We start from the raw sequence: 17632 nt of genomic DNA, 5'->3' as shown, positions 1-17632 counted from the left end.
TTTTAATCGCCACTTCTTTTGTTTTGACCTTGTTTCCTTCTCTGGGTCGGCCGTGCATCATGGGGTCGATGCTGCAACATTCTGATAGGGAAGCGAATAAATGCATCCTTCAAATCTGTCAAGCGCAGCGGAGCAAAGGGGCTTGCCAGGGGCGTACGCAGCGATTCCAAGCTTATCAAATGAGCAACGAGCATCATCATACCGGCCATAACCCCTACCATACCAAAGAGCGAGGCCAATATCATCATGGGAAAGCGCAGCAACCGTATAGACGCAGACATCTCCGGGTTTGGTATAATAAACGATGCAATGGCAGTCAGTGCCACCACCACCACCAACAAGTTACTGACAATGGCAGCATCAATGGCCGCCTGGCCGATGACAATGCCACCCACGATGCCAATGGCCTGTCCAATGGGCGATGGCAGGCGCAATCCTGCTTCCCTTAGCATCTCTAAGGTTACCTCCATCAATAATGCTTCAACAATGGGCGTGAAAGGCACCTTCTCCCGGGATTCACCCACTATCATTGCAATGTCCAAGGGCATAACTTCATAGTGAAAAGTAACTATGGCAATGTATAAGGACGGTAAAAACAAAGCAATAAAAGCGGCAAATACCCTCAATAATCTGATAAAGGAAGTGAGAATCCAGCGAAAGCTGTAATCATCCACCGTCTGAAAAAATGATAATAATGTAGCAGGGGCAACAATTACACCCGGCGAGCGATCTACAACGACCGCCACACGGCCCTTTAAGATGTTTAATGCCACATTATCCGGCCTTTCAGACACCTGAAACTGGGGAAATATGCTGTACCTATTGTCTTCAATGTATTCTTTCAGTTCACCGGTATTAATAATTGCATCCACATCCAATTTCCTGATACGCCGCTCCATCTCTTGTACCACTTGCGGATTTGCCACATCGGCCAAGTACAATAAGAATACCTGGGTTTTCACTCTTTTACCCACCATCAATTGTTTCATCTTTAGCTCCCTACTGGCCACATATCGGCGGATCATGGCAATGTTAAATTTTGCGGTCTCCACAAAGCCCTGGTGGGCACCCCTTAGGGCCGACTCATTTTGCGGCTCAGAACTTTCCCTCTGTACCCACCCTTGGGTATCCAAAATAAGCGCATTGGCTTGGCCATCCATGAACAAAACAGCGCTGCCCAGCAACAGGGCCTCTTCTATGTTAGACCATTTAAGCTCGGTTTTTATATTGGACGCGGTAATGCTTAGTCCTAAATGGGGCTTGTCAAGTTTGGTTTCATGAATCAATGGATACAGTATGTTATCATTGAGCACTTTTTTTTCATTTAATCCGTCTATGAAAACCAGGGCAGCAGGTGTGCCCGTTTCATTGACCTTAAAACTATGGATGATAAGGTCAGGCATTTCGCTAAAAAGTTTTTGAATAATTTCTACATTGGTATGCAGATCAGCAGACACCTGCCGGTTTAATAAATCAGCAGCTTGGTTAGCACTGGGATAGCTTTTCTTTCCCCGCATGAAGTATCGAAAAATTGTCCTCACCTGCCCTTAATATGCCAAAAAACTCATTAATATGTAATACTATTAAATTGTCTCAAGGGGAGTAAAATTATCCAAAATTTATTTAGGGCACAATTAACTGTAGTGGGTTCCTGCAAGCAAGTGTTCACCTGCCTTAGCTAACCTTTTTTCTTAGCTAAATAGAAAAAACCGGGGGTTACCCCGGTTTTGCTTTGTCACATTATTTTACTGCTGCCAGTACTTCTTCCAGAACCTTATCGATTTCTTGGTCGCCGTTAATGGGCTTTAAGATGCCTTTTTCTTTGTAATAGTCAATTAAGGGTTGAGTTTTTTCCATATAGGCATTTAGACGGGTGCCCACTGATTGCTCATTGTCATCATCACGCTGATACAGTTCACCTCCGCAGCTGTTACACTTGCCTTCTTCTGCCGGAGGGTTGAATATGACATGGTAAGAAGCTCCACAGCTCTTACAGACACGGCGTCCGGTGAGACGGGCCATTAACTTGTCCAGCGGAACTTCTATGTTTATTACTGCATCTAAATTAATATTCAAGTCTTTTAAAGTTTCATCCAGCGCCACAGCTTGCTCTACAGTGCGTGGAAATCCGTCCAATAAAAAGCCTTCTTTACAGTCATCCTCTTGTAGACGGTCTTTGACCATACCAATTACCACTTCATCGGGTACCAGTGCGCCTTTGTCCATATATTCCTTTGCCTTCATGCCCATTTCTGTGCCGTTAGCAATGGCGGCACGAAACATATCTCCGGTGGAAATATGGGTGATTTGCATTTCTTTTACCATTCTTTCGGCCTGTGTACCTTTACCTGCCCCCGGTGGCCCCATAATTAATAAATTCACTAATAATCCCTCCTGTTTAATTACTTGTCTATAATATGTGTATTATATCACAACCCTCTATAATTTGAATATCTGATTTTTATATATTTAATTAATTATACCTTCATAGTTAAACTCACCCTTTCCCTGGCAGTATCCACCTCCAATACCTTAACCTCCACCACATCCCCCAAGGAAACAACTTCTAATGGGTGTTTGATATATTTGTCCGTTAATTGCGAAATATGCACCAGTCCATCTACCCCTACCCCAATATCCACAAAGGCACCAAAATCCACTACATTGCGCACCGTTCCCTTCAGTTCCATGCCTTGCTTTAAGTCATTTAAGGTGAGTACGTCAGTGCGCAGTATCGGCCTCGGCAATTCTTCCCTGGGGTCTCGGCCCGGCCGCATTAAGGCATCAATAATATCTTTTAAGGTGGGCACTCCGGCTTTTATTTTATCTGCAATCTTTTCAACATCCAGCTGAGCTAATTTAGCCCTCAATTCATCACTGCCCACATCTTCTAAGCCACAATTTATTTCCTTAAGTAATTTTTTTACAAGGTCGTAGGACTCCGGGTGAATGGGGGTTTTGTCTAATGGGTTATCTCCGTTAAAAACCCGTAAAAATCCAACACACTGCTGGTAGGTTTTGGGTCCCAGCCGGGGTACTTTCTTCAACTGACTTCGATTTTTATAACGACCTATTTCTGTGCGATAATTGACAAGGTTCTTTGCCACTGTACTGTTAACCCCCGCCACATAAGAAAGCAGGGCAGGTGAAGCGGTGTTTAAATCTACACCCACATGGTTGACAGCGGATTCAACCACCCTAGACAAGCTTTCTTCTAATTTTTTAGCATTGACATCATGTTGATACTGGCCTACCCCAAGGGACTTGGGATCGATCTTTACCAACTCTGCCATGGGATCTTGAAAACGGCGGGCAATGGAAACGGCGCTGCGTTCCGCAACATCTAAATGGGCAAACTCCTTACCTGCAAGTTCCGAGGCAGAATAAACGCTGGCCCCTGCCTCACTGACGATAAGGTAATGCAATTGTCTTCGGGTGTAATTTTTTATAAAGTCTGCCACAAATTGTTCAGTCTCCCTAGAGGCCGTTCCGTTGCCGATTGCAATTACTTCAATGTTGTACTTATCAGCCAACCAGGTAAATACTTTCCTTGCCTGCTCCACCTTGTTTTGCGGCGGAGTGGGATACACCACCCCCACCTCCAGCAATTTACCTGTGTCATCCACCACTGCCCACTTGCAACCGGTGCGGTAGGCAGGGTCTACCCCTAAAACCATTTTGTCCCTCACCGGAGCTTGTAATAATAAATGTTGCAGGTTTTTACTAAAGACCTTTATGGCCTGTTCTTCTGCCCGTTCAGTAAGCTCATTGCGCACTTCCCTTTCCACCGCCGGTAAAATCAACCTGTGCAAACTGTCTTGCACTGCCTCTTGCACGTATCTAACCGGGCCGGAGCCTGTTTTTAACCATTTTTTGTTTATGTATTGGATAATTTGTTTTTCGTCCACTTCTATTTTTACCTTTAAGAAACCCTCACGCTCACCTCTGTTAATGGCTAAAATACGGTGGGGAGGGAGCTTATTTACCGGTTGACTAAATTCATAATACATTTGGTAAACCGATTGAACTTCATTGTCTTTTGCAGCCGTTAATAATATACCGTTTTCAGACACCAATTGCCTTACCCAGCCGCGCACCTCGGCATCATCAGATACCATTTCAGCAATAATGTCCTGGGCACCCTGCAGGGCGTCTTCAGCGGAATTGACACCCTTTTCTTTGTTTATATAACGACTTGCCTCACTTATCACATCTTTTTCTGGGGGAAAGTTTAATAAATAATTTACCAAAGGCTCTAAGCCCTTTTCTTTGGCCACCGATGCCCTGGTGCGCCTTTTTTGCCGGTAGGGACGATATAAATCCTCAACCTGAATTATTTTTGTTGCACTTTCTATTTGTTTTCTAAGCTCGGTTGTTAGTTTTCCCTGTTCATCAATTAACCGAAGTACCTCTTGTTTGCGTTGGGCCAGATTGCGAAAATATTTTAATTTATCCTCTATATCCCTCACTTGAACCTCTGATAACTCACCGGTTACTTCTTTGCGGTATCGGGATATAAATGGCACTGTATTTCCTTCATCCAACAGTTCTACCGTCCGTAAAACTTGTTTATAAGGAATATGGGTTGCCGAGGCCACCTGCTCAATCAATATGTGGTTGTCCATTTTTTCCTCCTTATAGAGCTTTCTGCTAGACAGTATACATCTGATATAAAGAAAATTAAACCCCCGCGCAATGGCAGGGGTTGTCGTGGTTTAATTTTCAGTTTCACAGTAGCTGGCCGGTTTTAGTTTTCCGTTGTCAATTAGTTTAACAGCTATGCTTACCAGGTAAGGATCAAATTGCCCCCCCGCATTGCAGACCAGCTCTTCTTTTGCCCGCTCTAAACTATAGGACTTACGGTGGGGTGATGTCATTACGTCAAAGGCATCGGCTATGGTCATAATCCTTGATAAAAACGGTATTTCCTTTCCCTTCAGTTTAGCGGGATAACCGGTGCCGTCATAGCGCTCATGATGATGCCTTACATAGGGAGCCATGTCTTTAAAAAATGAAAACTCTTCTAAAATATCAGCGCCGGCATCGGGGTGAATTTGTATCGCTTGCAATTCATCGGGTGTTAATTCACAAGTTTTTTTATGTAATACTTCGGGCGCTACGGCAAGTTTACCTATGTCATGCAGCATACAAGCATAATATAAATATTCAAGTTCTTGGTTGCTTAAACCCACCTCCACACCAATCAGGGCAGCGTATTCCGCCACCTGTTTGCAGTGACCGCAGGTATAACTGTCAGGACCAATTATGTATTTTGATAAGTTGGTCAGCACCTCTGGGCTGTCTGCAAATATCTCGGAAAACATGCGCTGAATGTCTTGATCAAAGCTACTGGTTGCAAACTCTGCATAGATAACAACTGCCGTATGTGGTATGCCATTTATCCTGATCACCTTGGTACTCAGTTCAACCGGTATTGGATTGGTAATGGCCGCAGTGGATACATAGCATTTTTCGAGGAAACATTCTTTGTTTTTCACTATAGCTTCTATTACCGGGCTCAAAAACTGATTTTTCTGTATTTTTCGTCGACGATCAAAGAGTAAATCTCCAATAAACTCTCCTTCCACATCAGGAAATTCCTTACCCATCCACGCAAGGGCACTGTCATTGGCTTTCACGATGCCGCCTTCATTGTCCAGCATTAACACAGGCCGAGGGAAAAGCTCAACCAATCTGTGGTCAACTGAAGTTTTTTGCACCGCCCGAAAAAGCAATTCGTTTATATTTATTTCGTGTAATCTGGATTTATATATGCGTTTGCTTAACGGAGCCCAGGGGTTAACGGACATCTTTTTTATACCTATTTCATTGATCAAAATAGATAATTGGTTGTATGACACAGTATCTCCCTTCTCTCGTTAAATTTATTTATTAAATATTTCTATATAAACTAATGAATTCCTCCTATAAAAAGCATTTATTTAAACCTTATAAAAAACTTTTTATGTTTTATATGTCATTTCATTGCAAATATTGTCGTTGCATGACATTTATATATGACATTTATATCTGCCGGCAGGATATTTTGCTTGCTGTGTAAAATATATAACTATAAATTCTATAGCGAGGTGGTACTTTGAGAAAAATAATTGCGCTTTTTGTCATGGCTTTAATCTTGACATTGGTTGCCGGCTGCGGTTCAGAAAAAGAACAAGAGCAGGCAGAAACAAAACAGCCTGATAAGATTGTTATTCAGGCGCCCGCTGCCCCACCCACTGCACCCTTGTTACAGATGCTTGCCAACGAGCCCTTTGATGATGAGGTGGAAATTGAACTGCTATTATACAAGTCAGTGGAGGAGGCCACTTCACGAATTGTAAAGAATGAAGCGGATTTTACTGTTTTACCCGTCAATGTGGCATCTAAACTATATAACAAGGATATAGACATATCCCTTGCCAATGTCAACACCTGGGGCATCCTATACCTGCTGTCCACAGATAGCAGTATTAATGAATGGACTGATTTAGTAAACACTGAGCTATATGTGGGCGCCCAGGGTGCCAGTCCGGATATTATTACCCGTTATCTCTTGGCAGCAAATAAGGTGTCGGAGGACGAATTATCTTTAAACTATATGAATTCTCCGGAAATTGCTCAGATGATGATTCAAGGCTTAATTGACCATGCCGTTCTCCCCGAACCCTTGGTAACCAATGTATTAAATAACGCTGAATCAGTTGAAATAATTTTTGATTATAATCAACAATGGCAATTAGCTGAAGGTGAAAACACCCGGCTGCCCCAAACGGGTATAGTGGTGCAAAACTCCTTTGCCGAGAATTATCCCGATGCTTTAAACACTATTCAGAATGCATATCAGCAGGCACTGGAGCAAACTGTAGATAATCCTTCTTTGGTGGCACCGCTTGTGGAAGAGCATTTTGGTATTCCCGGGCCGGTCTTTGAGCAGTCCATGACACGCATTAACTTGGCCTATGCTGACGGACAGCAGGCCAAAGAAGATGTGGAAAACTATTTATCTAAGCTGTTAGAATTCTCTCCTGAAATGGTGGGAGGAAAATTACCCGATGAAAAATTCTACTTGGCTAAGTAAGGGCTTGCCCCTTCTTAGCCTGCTGTTTTTAGTCTGCCTGTGGCAAATACTGTCTTTTTTTTACAAGCCGGTCATTTTGCCCTCTCCAATAGAGACCTTGCAGGCCTTACACAATTTATATGACAGCGGCAAATTATTTGAGCATGCCAGCAACACCATTGTAAGGGGATTGGCAGGGTTTGCACTGGCAGTAGTGGTAGGCGTACCATTGGGTTTGTTTATGGGCTTAAATTCTGTCATTGGCAAATTAATCCAACCATATGTGGTTACTATTCAGGTTATACCTATCATCTCTTGGCTGGTGCTGGCCATGATTTGGTTTGGATCAGATAAGGTGCCGATATTTGTGGTTTTTATAACCACTTTACCGCTGGTCATCATCAACATTGTACAGGGTGTACAAAACGTCAACCCGCACTTTACTGAAATGGCTAAACTCTTTTTGGTGGACAAAAAACGTTTGATTTTTGAAGTATACCTACCCCAAGTAATCCCCTATCTTATTGCAGCCATGTCTGCTGCCTTGGGTACAACTTGGAAAGCAGTGGCCATGGCTGAGTTTTTAAGTGCCCACCGGGGTATCGGTGCCGGTATGCACACCGCCCGCACCAATTTAGAAACGCCTGAGGTATTTGCCTGGACCCTGCTGCTGGTGGTGTTAGGACTGTTAACCGATCGCGGTTTACAAGCAATTAATAAACGGCTGTCCACTTGGAGGTATGCAAAATGATATCCTTGCGGAATGTAAATAAATCCCTTGGCGGCGTAAGGGTCTTAAAAGACTTGTCCTTTGATGTTGAAGATGGGCAAATAGTATGTATATTGGGGCCGTCCGGTTGTGGTAAAACCACAACGCTACATATATTGGCAGGCTTAGTGCAGCCAGATTACGGCGAAATGGTTGGTCTTTCCGGGGTGCAGACCAGTTATGCTTTTCAAGAACCGCGACTGCTGCCCTGGAAAACGGTGGAAGAAAACCTGCATTTTGTTTTGATTGGCCAAATACCCATGCCCCAAAGGCAGCAGGTGATAAATCGGTATTTAGACCTGGTTGGCTTATCCCAATATCGCAATTACTACCCCCACGCCTTAAGTGGGGGTATGAAACAGCGTTTATCTTTATGTAGGGCCTTTGCCTTCCCCCATCAATTGCTGTTAATGGACGAACCCTTTAAGTCTTTGGATGCACCTTTAAGGCTGGCCCTGGTTAGGGAAACGTGTCGATTATGGGATATTAATAAAAGCAGCATTGTTTTTGTTACCCATGATGTGGCAGAAGCCTTGTTGCTGGGCCATAAAATACTGGTATACTCTAACAAACCCACTGCAGTACGGCAGCAGTTTGAAATCGCCACTCCCCACAGGGAGCGTGATTTAAGTGAAAAACAGCTGGCTCATCTATACAGCCAGCTGTTATCAATACTGGAAAAAGAATATTTTTAATTTTAAAGAGACTAACTAAAAATCATGGAGGCAGGTCTTGTCTCTTATGATGAAAAAATAAGAAGCTCTTTTCTTGGCGGGCCGTCGCCGGGCTCTTTTTCGGGGTAACCCAGTATTAAGGGCGCCACCACACTGTATTTTTTCGGTATATTATATTTTTCTTTAAATTCCGGTGTATCAAGAATTCTGTGGGCAAAGCCTATCCAGCATGTGCCCAGACCCCTGTCATGGGCGGCCAGCATTAAGTTTTGGGCGGCCAAACTGCAGTCGTATATATACCAAGCAGTGTCGGTGTTGCCGTAAATAACAATTACTGTGCCGGCATTGTGAAAAATATTGTAATTTTCATCCTCCATGATCTTTCTATACTTATGCATGTGTGGGTACCTGTCCATATCAGCTAACCAATCTTTTTTTGCTTGCTCAGATAAGCTTTTTAGCTCATCCTTATCCTTTAACACTAAAAAACCCCAGGGTTGCTGATTAGACGCACTGGGCGCCCACGCTGCCAACTCAATGAGTTCCTGCACAATGGCATCATCAACCGATTTGTCTGTAAATCTACGTACACTGCGTCTGCTTTTTATCGCCTCTACCAATTCCATGTAAGTCACCCTTTCTAAGCTATTACTTTTCCTTTTGGTCCTTTATTCGCTGTAAAGCGTCATGTAACTCCAACAGTGGCCCGGATACATGTAATATTTCCTTTTCTATGGCGGCATAATCATTTGTTCTGATGGCACCTAACAAGTGACCCATATGCTCGCCGGCAATCATGGCCCAATCTGCCGGCGATCGGTTATCATCGGCCTGCTCATCCCCATGTTTCATCCTGTTAATTTTGGCCTGCAGTAGTGTTTTGGACAGAAAATCCTTACCATTGGTCATAACTTCGCCCCCAATCTTTCGAACATGTATTCTATATTCTTCAACAAGAATAAAATTCCTTTTTTTCACCTTATTTTTATAAACCGCCGAACATGAAAAAACCCTGTGAAGTCTTTAACTCCACAGGGTCTCTGATTTACCTTATTGCCTTGCCTTTCCATTTCCATTGCCGTATCCCATCCCATGGCCTTTACCATGGCCGTTACCAAACTTCATACCCATATGCAGGGGCAGTTCACATCCCTGCCCGGTACCGTCGCAGTTAGCCATTCTACTTTCCAGCCAATCAAGGTAATCAGCGGCTTGCTCTGCACTTAAATCTCCCCTTTGAACTCCGGACTGCACAAGATCTTTCTTCCAGCTAAGCATTTCCTTTTTAAACTCATTGGCCACCCCATCTTCTTTGGCAATGGCACCATAAGTTTTACCGGCTTTTCTTTCGGCCTGCACCTCTTGGACAGTTTTATTAGTAAGTTTAGAAAGGATTTCTGCCGGATTTGCGTGGGCCACCACAGGTAAAAGCAATGCCGCTACAACTGCTAAAGCTAAAATTCTCTTCTTCATAATGAATCGACCCCCCCTCAACATTCATTACCTTAAGTATAATACTTAAATGTCTCTATTATGAGGATAGAGTTTAACGATTTTGTTAACTTTCCGGCAATATTAAATTAAAGGAATAATAAAATAAGTGTCGAAATTGATTGGAAAAGGAGGTATTCCCTTTGTTTCGAAATATTGGTTTTTTTAATGATCAAGATATTTCTAAATTAGGGCTTTTTTTAAATTCGTTTATAGATCAGGAAACCACCGGGGTTTTATTGTTAGTAGGCGAAGAAACTCCTTTTAATTATCAACTGGCCCAATCGGTGTTTAAGAATTTTAATATACCAATTTGCGGTGGTATTTTTCCGGGCATTATTTATGACAGCAAACCCCTTAAAGAAGGCATACTGGCCATTGGTCTTAATAGTGAACTTAATATTATTAGTTATAATAAGTTGGCTGATATTCAAAAACAGCGGTTAACAGATAGCATCAATCATTACCCCACCTGCCTTGTGTTAATTGATGGCCTGGCAACCAATATAAGCAGTTTTTTAGAAACCCTGTTTTCTTCCAGTGTTAGAAATATTAAGTATATTGGCGGTGGCGCAGGCAGCTTAACCTTGGAACAAAAACCGGTACTGTTTACAAAGGAAGATTTTTGGTGCAGGGGATGCATATTGATTTACATTAACTCGGTAATAGGTTTAGGGGTAGATCATGGCTGGCAGCCCATGCATGGCCCTATAGTGGCCAATGATGCCCGGCACCATTTTCTTTATGAAATAAATTGGATGCCTGCCTTTAGCTATTATAGTCAAGTGTTAGAATCATTAACAGGAACCAATATAAACAGCAGTAACTTTTTTGAAATAGCCAAAAGGTATCCCTTCGGTATGAATAAATCCGACGGCACAATTGTCGTTCGCGACCCCATAGCTATACATGGAAAAGAGGCTCTAAAGCTGGTTGGAGAAGTCCCGTCCAACTCAATACTGTCCATTTTGCAAGGGGAAAACAAGAGCTTAATCAAGGCTGCAGGTAAGGCCACCCAAGAGGCTTACAATGACTATCCAATTGATCAAACAAATAAAGAACCGGCATGCATGCTTGTGGTTTCCTGTATTTCCAGGGTACTTTTTCTGGATGAAGAAATTAATAGCGAAATTCGTGCCATTCAAGATAACAACAAATATGCCCTTCCCTTGGCCGGGTTTTTCACCCTAGGGGAGGTTGCCTCGGTGTGTGATCGTTACTTAGAGTTTTTTAACAAATCAATAGTCATTGGAGTTGGCTAATCTTATGAATAAAGAGTTAATCCAAAATTTATCACTCTCATATGAAATCTCCCTCGCCATTGGCAACAGTCTTGACCTAAAAAAAATGCTCCATCAGTTAATAACAACAATTGTTAGGAAAACTGCTGCCCACCGGGGAGTTGTCTGGATGCTGGAGAACGGCAGTATAAATTTTGTTACTGCTTCAGGCTTTGGGGTAAAAGAGTATAGCCCAAAGGCTACTGCGCACCTATTAGATACAATGTTGCCCACAATTAAAAAGCAGGGAACATCTATTATAACAAGGGACAATCCTCACTTTGATACCTTTTGTGCACCAAAAAACGGACGTGAAAAAGAAGTGGTTTTAATTACTTTAGAAGATCAGTTAATCATTCAGCTAATTTATAGTAGAAGTGAGGTGCAAAGGGAAGGGTTACCAAATGTTATTAGGGGACTGGGTAAGAAAATTATTAACTCTGTTCTTTCATGCCTAAATTATCAAAAATTAATTGAGCTGGAAAGGAAGGAACGCAATCGTTTGGCCCAGGCCCTCTATCAATCAGAGAAGCGTTACCGCCTGCTGACCGAAAAGGTTCCGGTGGGTGTTTTTATGATGATAGACGATATTATAATATATGCAAATCCTAAGTTTGCAGAGATATTTGGCTACCGTCTTGATGAAATAGTAAATAAACTTAGCTTTAAGGACTTAGTAATTGGGAACAGTGAATTATCACATATTTTAAGCAATAACTTTAACTTGCTTCAGCCATTGGAAGAAAACAGCACTGAGCTTTTTTGTTATCGAAAAAACGGCACCCTTATAATATGTGAGTGTATGACAATACGCATAATATATAATAACAGACCGGCAATTGTGGGTACTTTGGTGGACGTAACCGAGCGACATAAGGCTAAAGCTAAACTACAATATATGGCCACCCACGATAGCCTTACCAGTGCCTATAATCGCACTTATCTGGACCAAATAATCTACCAATCCCCCGGTAAAGATATATTTCCGGCAGCTGTAATTCTTTGTGATGTGGACGGGCTGAAATCAATAAATGACACCTATGGACATAAGGTTGGGGACCAAGTGCTAAAGCAGGCCTGTAATATAATAGAAAGTTGTCTTCGTCCCAAGGACATTCTGTGCAGATTTGGCGGAGACGAATTTGTGGCCCTGCTCCCCCATACCGGCCGGGGTGAAGCCAATAGAATTATCAATGACATTAACGAGGCCATTACCCACTACAATAATTCCACCCATGGGGTGCATGTATCCATGTCCATTGGTTTGGGCATTGCAGATAATCCCGCTTTAATTGATGAAGCCTTTAATGAGGCAGATTCTAACATGTACACCATTAAGGCCGCTTCATTAACCGGCCTAACCGGCAGATTCATCTTAACCTTATTAGAAGTACTGTCTGCCAGAAATTTAGAAACAAAAAGTCACACCTTGAGGGTTAAAAATCTCAGTATGCAAATGGGTATGGCCATCGGTCTGGACAACCAACAATTGTCTTCCTTATCCCTTCTGGCTATGGTTCACGATATTGGTAAAATCGGAATACCGGACAGTATATTACTAAAACCCAGCAAATTTACTGAAGCGGAAATGATAGCCATGACCAAGCACGTTGAGATAGGCTACAACATTGCCAATAGCTTTAATGAATTGGCCAAGATAGCACCCTATATCCTTCATCATCACGAACACTGGAACGGCAATGGCTACCCCCATGGGTTAAAGGGCAGAGATATACCAATTATATGTCGTATACTAAGTATCGTAGATGCATATGATGCCATGACCAACCATCGTCCATACCGTAAAGCCATAACCAAGGAAGAAGCATTGTCTAAAATAAAGCTCAGCGCCGGTATACAGTTTGATCCTGACTTAGTAGAAGTTTTTATTAATTTGCAGCAAAACATTAAATAGTGCCTTATATTCATAGTTTACAATGGGAGACCCAAAGCATGTTATGCTTTGGGTCTTAAGTATTCATCGATGGCCCGGGCTGCCCTTTTACCTGCACCCATGGCCATAATTACCGTGGCTGCACCGGTTACTATGTCTCCGCCGGCATATACGCCTGCTTTTGAAGTGACCCCGGTCTCTTCATCTGCCACTATATTACCCCTTGGGGTTATTTCCAAACCAGGGGTAGTTCTGGGTACCAGGGGGTTGGGTCCTTGGCCTAAGGCCATCACCACATTGTCTACTTTCATTTCATACTCTGATCCCTCCACCGGCACAGGACGGCGGCGGCCTGAGGAATCAGGTTCGCCCAGTTCATACTTAATACATGTCATGGCTTTGAGATTTCCGTTTTCATCCCCGTGGAATTCCACCGGGCTGGTCAATAAGGCAAACTTTACTCCCTCTTCCTTGGCGTGTTCAATTTCTTCACGGCGGGCAGGCATTTCTTTTTCAGAGCGGCGGTAAACAATATATGATTCTTTAGCACCTAAACGCAGTGCAGTGCGTGCCGCGTCCATGGCCACGTTACCGGCGCCAATTACTGCAACGGTCTCACCCACCTTTATGGGTGTAGCACTTTGGGGGAATTGATATGCTTTCATTAAATTTGTTCTGGTTAAAAACTCATTGGCAGAGTAGATGCCGTTTAGGTTTTCACCGGGCAAATTCATAAAGTAGGGCAGACCGGCGCCGGTACCGATAAACACCGCATCATAGCCTTCGGCTAATAAATCGTCAATAGAATCAAGCTTGCCAACCACATAGTTAACCTTTATCTCAACACCCAGTTCTTTAATCTTTTTAATTTCAGCCTGTACAATATCCTTAGGCAAGCGAAATTCAGGAATACCATACATTAATACACCACCGGCTACGTGTAATGCTTCGAACACCGTTACCTGATGGCCCATTTTAGCTAAGTCACCCGCAGCGGTAAGCCCTGCCGGACCGGATCCTATAACAGCCACACGCTTTCCGGAGGGGGGTAGTTTTTCTACCGTTTCGCCGCCATGGGCCAGTTCATAGTCGGCCACAAAACGCTCTAATCGTCCAATACCCACCGGGTCTGCTTTTTTACCGATAATACAGTATTTCTCACATTGGTTTTCTTGTGGGCATACCCTGCCGCATACCGCCGGCAAGCTGTTTTTGCTTTTTATTACTCGGGCTGCACCCAAGAAGTCTCTCTCTTTTATTTTTTTAATAAAGTCCGGTATGGGTACATCCACCGGGCATCCTTCCACACACTTGGGTTTTTTACAGCCCAGACAACGATTTGCTTCCGCCAGTGCTGTCTCTTCGCTATAACCTAAGGCCACCTCATTAAAGTTTTTAATCCTTTCCTTGGGGGGTTGAACCGGCATTTCATGTTTGACAGGATTTATTTTTGACATCCACAAGCACCTCCACTACCACAACTTCCTGCTGCTTCTGCTCTTTTTTCCTCGTCTTTGTAATATGCCAGGCGGCGCATGGCCAAGTCAAAATCAACAAGATGGGCGTCAAATTCGGGGCCGTCCACACAGGCAAACTTAGTCTCACCGCCTACACTGACCCTGCAAGCCCCACACATGCCTGTACCGTCTACCATAATGGGGTTTAAGCTCACAGTGGTTTTAATACCCAGCGGTTTGGTGGTGGCTGCCATTGCGCGCATCATCGGCATGGGGCCAATGGCCCACACCCGGGCTATTTCGCCTTCCTCTGCCAGTTGTTTTACCACGTCAGTGACAAAGCCCTTATGTCCATAACTGCCATCATCGGTACATACAATCAGTCTATCACTGACAGCAGCCATTTTATCCTCCCAAAATAGCAACTCTTTGTTGCGGGCACCAATTACGGATATTACCTCATTACCTGCTTCTTTGAGAGCTCTGGCGATGGGATGGATAGGCGCTATGCCTACTCCGCCGCCCACACACACCACTGTGCCATAATTCTTAATTTGGGTAGGTTCACCCAGCGGTCCCACCAGGTCTAAAATATAGTCCCCCTCTGCAAGTTTACCCAGTTCCTTGGTGGTGTGTCCTATCTCTTGAAAGATAGTTGTAATTGTTCCGGCCTGGCAATTGTAGTCTGCAATGGTAAGCGGAATGCGTTCACCTCTTTCATCAATGCGCAGCATGAAAAATTGACCTGCCTTGGCCTTTGCTGCAAGTTTCGGAGCCTCTACTTCAAATAGCTTGATCACCGGTGAAAATACTTCTTTGTGTACAATCTTGTGCATATATACTACCCCTCCGTTCCGTCTTGTTTACCTACCTGTAAATAGTGCAACACTTTTAGATAATCCTGCTGGGTATCTATATCTATAGATTGGTGTCCATTGTAAATTGGCACCGTTAGTACATGGTTTTTATATTTCTCAACCACCTGCCTCCCCCCCACATCCCCTGATAAATTCAACAGTTCATTTTTCAGGCAGCTATTAAATATGGTGGGATTTCCTGCCCCCGTCGGTCTTACAATCACTGCATCGCTGCCATTAAATTTATCTATTAATTGATTGATATGGGAGGCGGTAATCAATGGTTGGTCACCTAATAAAAAAATTATCCCCTTTGACCTTGGGTTGACGGCACTTACTCCGGCAGAAACCGAAGTACCTTGACCCTCAGTGTACCGGGGGTTATAAATATATTTTAAACGGTAACCGGATAACACACCTTTTATGGCCTCACCCTTATGCCCTAAAACAAGGATTACTTCATTTACATTAGCCTGTACAACATTTTGTATTACATGCTCTATGATTGTTTTATCACCCAGTTTCAGCAAGAGCTTAGGTTCACCCATTCGGCGGGACATACCCGCAGCCAATACAACTGCAGATATCATTCCAACACCTCCCTTAAGGGGTTGGGAAACAGTGTCGAAGTTAGTAACACCAACTTTATTTTATCAGATAATATGCCATAGGCAAAGCCCTTAGTGTGCCGCCTTATTTTTTCATTGTCAATTTTATTAATTAGAATGGCTACCTTTTTGCTCGCAATTTGTTTAAGATCACAATAGTGGTTAATTACCTTAATGAATATACTGTCATCAATGATGCTACCCATTGGCCGGCCCACAAATTCCGCCATCAAAGATGCTCTGTGTACATAATCTGCTGTAAGCGGTTTGCCCAACACATCGGCACCTGTAACCACATATACCGCTGTACACCGCTCCGGTATTATCGGTTCATTGCCGGCCGGCAGCTTTAATGATTTTCCTCGGGATCCGTCTGCCTCCACCAGTATATAATCAAATAATCCTTCATCATATATTTCATCGAGACATTTTGCATCCAAACCCACTACTTTATCGCCTACTAAGCGGGAGCCTGCGGCAACTATTGGACTATCCTTTAAGATATTAGCGAGCCTTTGCCGCAGCAATTGATAATTGGATTCAATAACCAGTTTGCCTGCCTTTTCCAGCTGCCAAGAATACATCTTTGTTGTGGTACTCACAAGCACATTATTATTTTTACCACACATTTCTGCCAACTTCAACATTAGACTTGTTTTGCCACCGCCGCCCACAAAACAAACCATTTCTTTAGGGGTTAATTTCAATGCTTTCATCATAATTATGGTCTTCCCTTTGTCATATACAAAATTGCTTCCAACACTCCGCCGGCAATGGAGCGTGCCTTATCGGATATGGTATAACAGTAGTCCAACTTACACCGCGGGTCGATATCACCAATTTTAAGCCCCTTTGGCACCCATATTCCATCTTTTATTAATCCCCTTAAAATCCCGTCTATGCCGGCTGTTACAGGATAATTAGCCACATAACCAATCAAATCACCCGCCTTGACTTTGCCGGCAATGGATACACAAGATTTAAATATTCCGTCACCGGGAGCCCTCAGCACCCGTTCAAGAGTATATCCCTGCACCGGGCCGGGAATGCCGGTGTTTGGTTGAGCTGAGCCCTTTAAAAGTACCCTTCCCAGGTGATGCCCGCGTTTTGTTTCCACCACCACATCAACATCCACCCCAGCGGTAAATCCTGGGCCTAAGCCAATCACCAGCGGGGCATCTGTTATTTTAGTGCCGGTATTTTTCTTGGCAACGATGGCATCTACCACAACCTCCGGTTTTAACTGCAATGCCACTTTCCCGGTGGGATCTTTTAAAATTGGTATAACACCTGCCAATATTTTATCCTTTGCAGTGGCAATATCATTTACCAGTACAGCCGTTATCCCTTCAACGGTGTGGCTATCATTGTATACTGCCTCTGCAAAGGATACCGTACGGCGCACAGCGGTAGGTTTTTCAATTTCTGTCATTACCACCTGCATACCACACCTATAAAGACGGTGTGCCACACCGGTGGCTAAATCCCCTGCCCCCTTTATTAAAACTAGCCCGCCCATTTATACCACAACCTCTCTATATAAGC

At 43.4% G+C, this 17632-nt stretch carries 17 protein-coding genes; 5 read left to right on the top strand and 12 right to left on the bottom strand.

Going from position 1 to position 17632, the window contains the following annotated elements; all coding sequences use genetic code 11:
• Positions 1 to 2 precede the first annotated feature (2 nt).
• From BR02_RS0102470 to BR02_RS14675, 4 genes are all read right to left on the bottom strand, one after another.
• On the bottom strand, positions 3 to 1517 hold the full coding sequence (locus BR02_RS0102470; RefSeq protein WP_031513866.1) for a spore germination protein: 1515 nt from the start codon (positions 1515 to 1517) through the stop codon (positions 3 to 5).
• Positions 1518 to 1740: 223 nt separating this feature from the next.
• Entirely contained in the window at positions 1741 to 2382 is a 642-nt protein-coding gene (locus BR02_RS0102465; protein ID WP_031513864.1) for an adenylate kinase, read from the bottom strand.
• Between the two features lie 95 nt (positions 2383 to 2477).
• Positions 2478 to 4625: a Tex family protein gene (locus BR02_RS0102460; RefSeq protein WP_084170900.1), complete on the bottom strand. Its 2148-nt coding sequence runs from the start codon at positions 4623 to 4625 to the stop codon at positions 2478 to 2480.
• Between the two features lie 90 nt (positions 4626 to 4715).
• Complete coding sequence (locus BR02_RS14675) at positions 4716 to 5861, bottom strand: HD-GYP domain-containing protein (RefSeq protein ID WP_051688084.1); 1146 nt, start codon at positions 5859 to 5861, stop codon at positions 4716 to 4718.
• Positions 5862 to 6124: 263 nt separating this feature from the next.
• Between BR02_RS14675 and BR02_RS0102450 the strand changes: the two genes are divergently transcribed.
• From BR02_RS0102450 to BR02_RS0102440, 3 genes are read left to right on the top strand one after another with little or no spacing between them, the layout of a single operon-like run.
• A complete protein-coding gene (locus BR02_RS0102450) occupies positions 6125 to 7078 on the top strand; it encodes an ABC transporter substrate-binding protein (RefSeq protein WP_169738558.1) in 954 nt (317 codons plus the stop codon).
• Positions 7053 to 7808, top strand: coding sequence for an ABC transporter permease (locus BR02_RS0102445; RefSeq protein WP_031513857.1), 756 nt, complete (start codon positions 7053 to 7055; stop codon positions 7806 to 7808). Before BR02_RS0102450 ends, BR02_RS0102445 begins: the two co-directional genes overlap by 26 nt.
• A complete protein-coding gene (locus BR02_RS0102440) occupies positions 7805 to 8521 on the top strand; it encodes an ABC transporter ATP-binding protein (RefSeq protein ID WP_031513855.1) in 717 nt (238 codons plus the stop codon). The genes BR02_RS0102445 and BR02_RS0102440 overlap by 4 nt, the downstream gene beginning before the upstream one ends.
• A gap of 44 nt (positions 8522 to 8565) precedes the next feature.
• Here the strand turns inward: BR02_RS0102440 and BR02_RS0102435 are convergent, their stop codons facing one another.
• The 3 genes from BR02_RS0102435 to BR02_RS0102425 form a co-directional block, all read right to left on the bottom strand.
• Positions 8566 to 9126: a nitroreductase family protein gene (locus BR02_RS0102435; RefSeq protein WP_031513853.1), complete on the bottom strand. Its 561-nt coding sequence runs from the start codon at positions 9124 to 9126 to the stop codon at positions 8566 to 8568.
• 22 nt (positions 9127 to 9148) lie between these two features.
• Entirely contained in the window at positions 9149 to 9478 is a 330-nt protein-coding gene (locus BR02_RS0102430) for a hypothetical protein (protein ID WP_238442383.1), read from the bottom strand.
• A 72-nt stretch (positions 9479 to 9550) separates the two neighbouring features.
• Positions 9551 to 9973, bottom strand: coding sequence for a hypothetical protein (locus BR02_RS0102425; RefSeq protein ID WP_031513849.1), 423 nt, complete (start codon positions 9971 to 9973; stop codon positions 9551 to 9553).
• Between the two features lie 161 nt (positions 9974 to 10134).
• On the opposite strand from BR02_RS0102425, the gene BR02_RS0102420 reads away from it, so the two are divergent.
• Positions 10135 to 11253: an FIST signal transduction protein gene (locus BR02_RS0102420; RefSeq protein WP_051688083.1), complete on the top strand. Its 1119-nt coding sequence runs from the start codon at positions 10135 to 10137 to the stop codon at positions 11251 to 11253.
• Between the two features lie 4 nt (positions 11254 to 11257).
• Positions 11258 to 13186, top strand: coding sequence for a sensor domain-containing diguanylate cyclase/phosphohydrolase (locus BR02_RS14670; RefSeq protein WP_031513845.1), 1929 nt, complete (start codon positions 11258 to 11260; stop codon positions 13184 to 13186).
• 41 nt (positions 13187 to 13227) lie between these two features.
• Here the strand turns inward: BR02_RS14670 and gltA are convergent, their stop codons facing one another.
• From gltA to yqeB, 5 genes are read right to left on the bottom strand one after another with little or no spacing between them, the layout of a single operon-like run.
• Positions 13228 to 14622, bottom strand: a complete 1395-nt coding sequence (gltA, locus tag BR02_RS0102410; protein ID WP_031513843.1) for an NADPH-dependent glutamate synthase — start codon at positions 14620 to 14622, stop codon at positions 13228 to 13230.
• Entirely contained in the window at positions 14610 to 15458 is an 849-nt protein-coding gene (locus tag BR02_RS0102405) for a sulfide/dihydroorotate dehydrogenase-like FAD/NAD-binding protein (RefSeq protein ID WP_031513841.1), read from the bottom strand. The genes gltA and BR02_RS0102405 overlap by 13 nt, the downstream gene beginning before the upstream one ends.
• Positions 15459 to 15463: 5 nt before the next feature.
• On the bottom strand, positions 15464 to 16069 hold the full coding sequence (locus BR02_RS0102400) for a nucleotidyltransferase family protein (protein ID WP_051688082.1): 606 nt from the start codon (positions 16067 to 16069) through the stop codon (positions 15464 to 15466).
• A complete protein-coding gene (yqeC, locus tag BR02_RS0102395) occupies positions 16066 to 16806 on the bottom strand; it encodes a selenium cofactor biosynthesis protein YqeC (protein ID WP_031513837.1) in 741 nt (246 codons plus the stop codon). The genes BR02_RS0102400 and yqeC overlap by 4 nt, the downstream gene beginning before the upstream one ends.
• 2 nt (positions 16807 to 16808) lie before the next feature.
• Positions 16809 to 17606, bottom strand: coding sequence for a selenium-dependent molybdenum cofactor biosynthesis protein YqeB (yqeB, locus tag BR02_RS0102390; protein WP_031513835.1), 798 nt, complete (start codon positions 17604 to 17606; stop codon positions 16809 to 16811).
• Between the last annotated feature and the right edge of the window lie 26 nt (positions 17607 to 17632).

Origin of the sequence: Desulfofalx alkaliphila DSM 12257, from assembly GCF_000711975.1 — a bacterium.
Taxonomy (GTDB): Bacteria; Bacillota; Desulfotomaculia; order Desulfotomaculales; family Desulfohalotomaculaceae; genus Desulfofalx; species Desulfofalx alkaliphila.
The sequence above is the reverse complement of the archived record's forward strand: the minus strand, read 5'-3'. Positions and strand labels throughout refer to the sequence as shown.

Bases quoted from the DNA above. Each gene is read 5' to 3' on its own strand.
- BR02_RS0102470 (WP_031513866.1), bottom strand. From the start codon at position 1,517: ATGCGGGGAAAGAAAAGCTATCCCAGTGCTAACCAAGCTGCTGATTTA.
- BR02_RS0102400 (WP_051688082.1), bottom strand. From the start codon at position 16,069: ATGATATCTGCAGTTGTATTGGCTGCGGGTATGTCCCGCCGAATGGGT.
- BR02_RS0102405 (WP_031513841.1), bottom strand. From the start codon at position 15,458: ATGCACAAGATTGTACACAAAGAAGTATTTTCACCGGTGATCAAGCTA.
- BR02_RS0102425 (WP_031513849.1), bottom strand. From the start codon at position 9,973: ATGAAGAAGAGAATTTTAGCTTTAGCAGTTGTAGCGGCATTGCTTTTA.
- BR02_RS0102440 (WP_031513855.1), top strand. From the start codon at position 7,805: ATGATATCCTTGCGGAATGTAAATAAATCCCTTGGCGGCGTAAGGGTC.
- BR02_RS0102435 (WP_031513853.1), bottom strand. From the start codon at position 9,126: ATGGAATTGGTAGAGGCGATAAAAAGCAGACGCAGTGTACGTAGATTT.
- yqeB (WP_031513835.1), bottom strand. From the start codon at position 17,606: ATGGGCGGGCTAGTTTTAATAAAGGGGGCAGGGGATTTAGCCACCGGT.
- BR02_RS0102445 (WP_031513857.1), top strand. From the start codon at position 7,053: ATGAAAAATTCTACTTGGCTAAGTAAGGGCTTGCCCCTTCTTAGCCTG.
- BR02_RS14670 (WP_031513845.1), top strand. From the start codon at position 11,258: ATGAATAAAGAGTTAATCCAAAATTTATCACTCTCATATGAAATCTCC.
- yqeC (WP_031513837.1), bottom strand. From the start codon at position 16,806: ATGATGAAAGCATTGAAATTAACCCCTAAAGAAATGGTTTGTTTTGTG.
- BR02_RS0102450 (WP_169738558.1), top strand. From the start codon at position 6,125: ATGGCTTTAATCTTGACATTGGTTGCCGGCTGCGGTTCAGAAAAAGAA.
- gltA (WP_031513843.1), bottom strand. From the start codon at position 14,622: ATGTCAAAAATAAATCCTGTCAAACATGAAATGCCGGTTCAACCCCCC.
- BR02_RS0102460 (WP_084170900.1), bottom strand. From the start codon at position 4,625: ATGGACAACCACATATTGATTGAGCAGGTGGCCTCGGCAACCCATATT.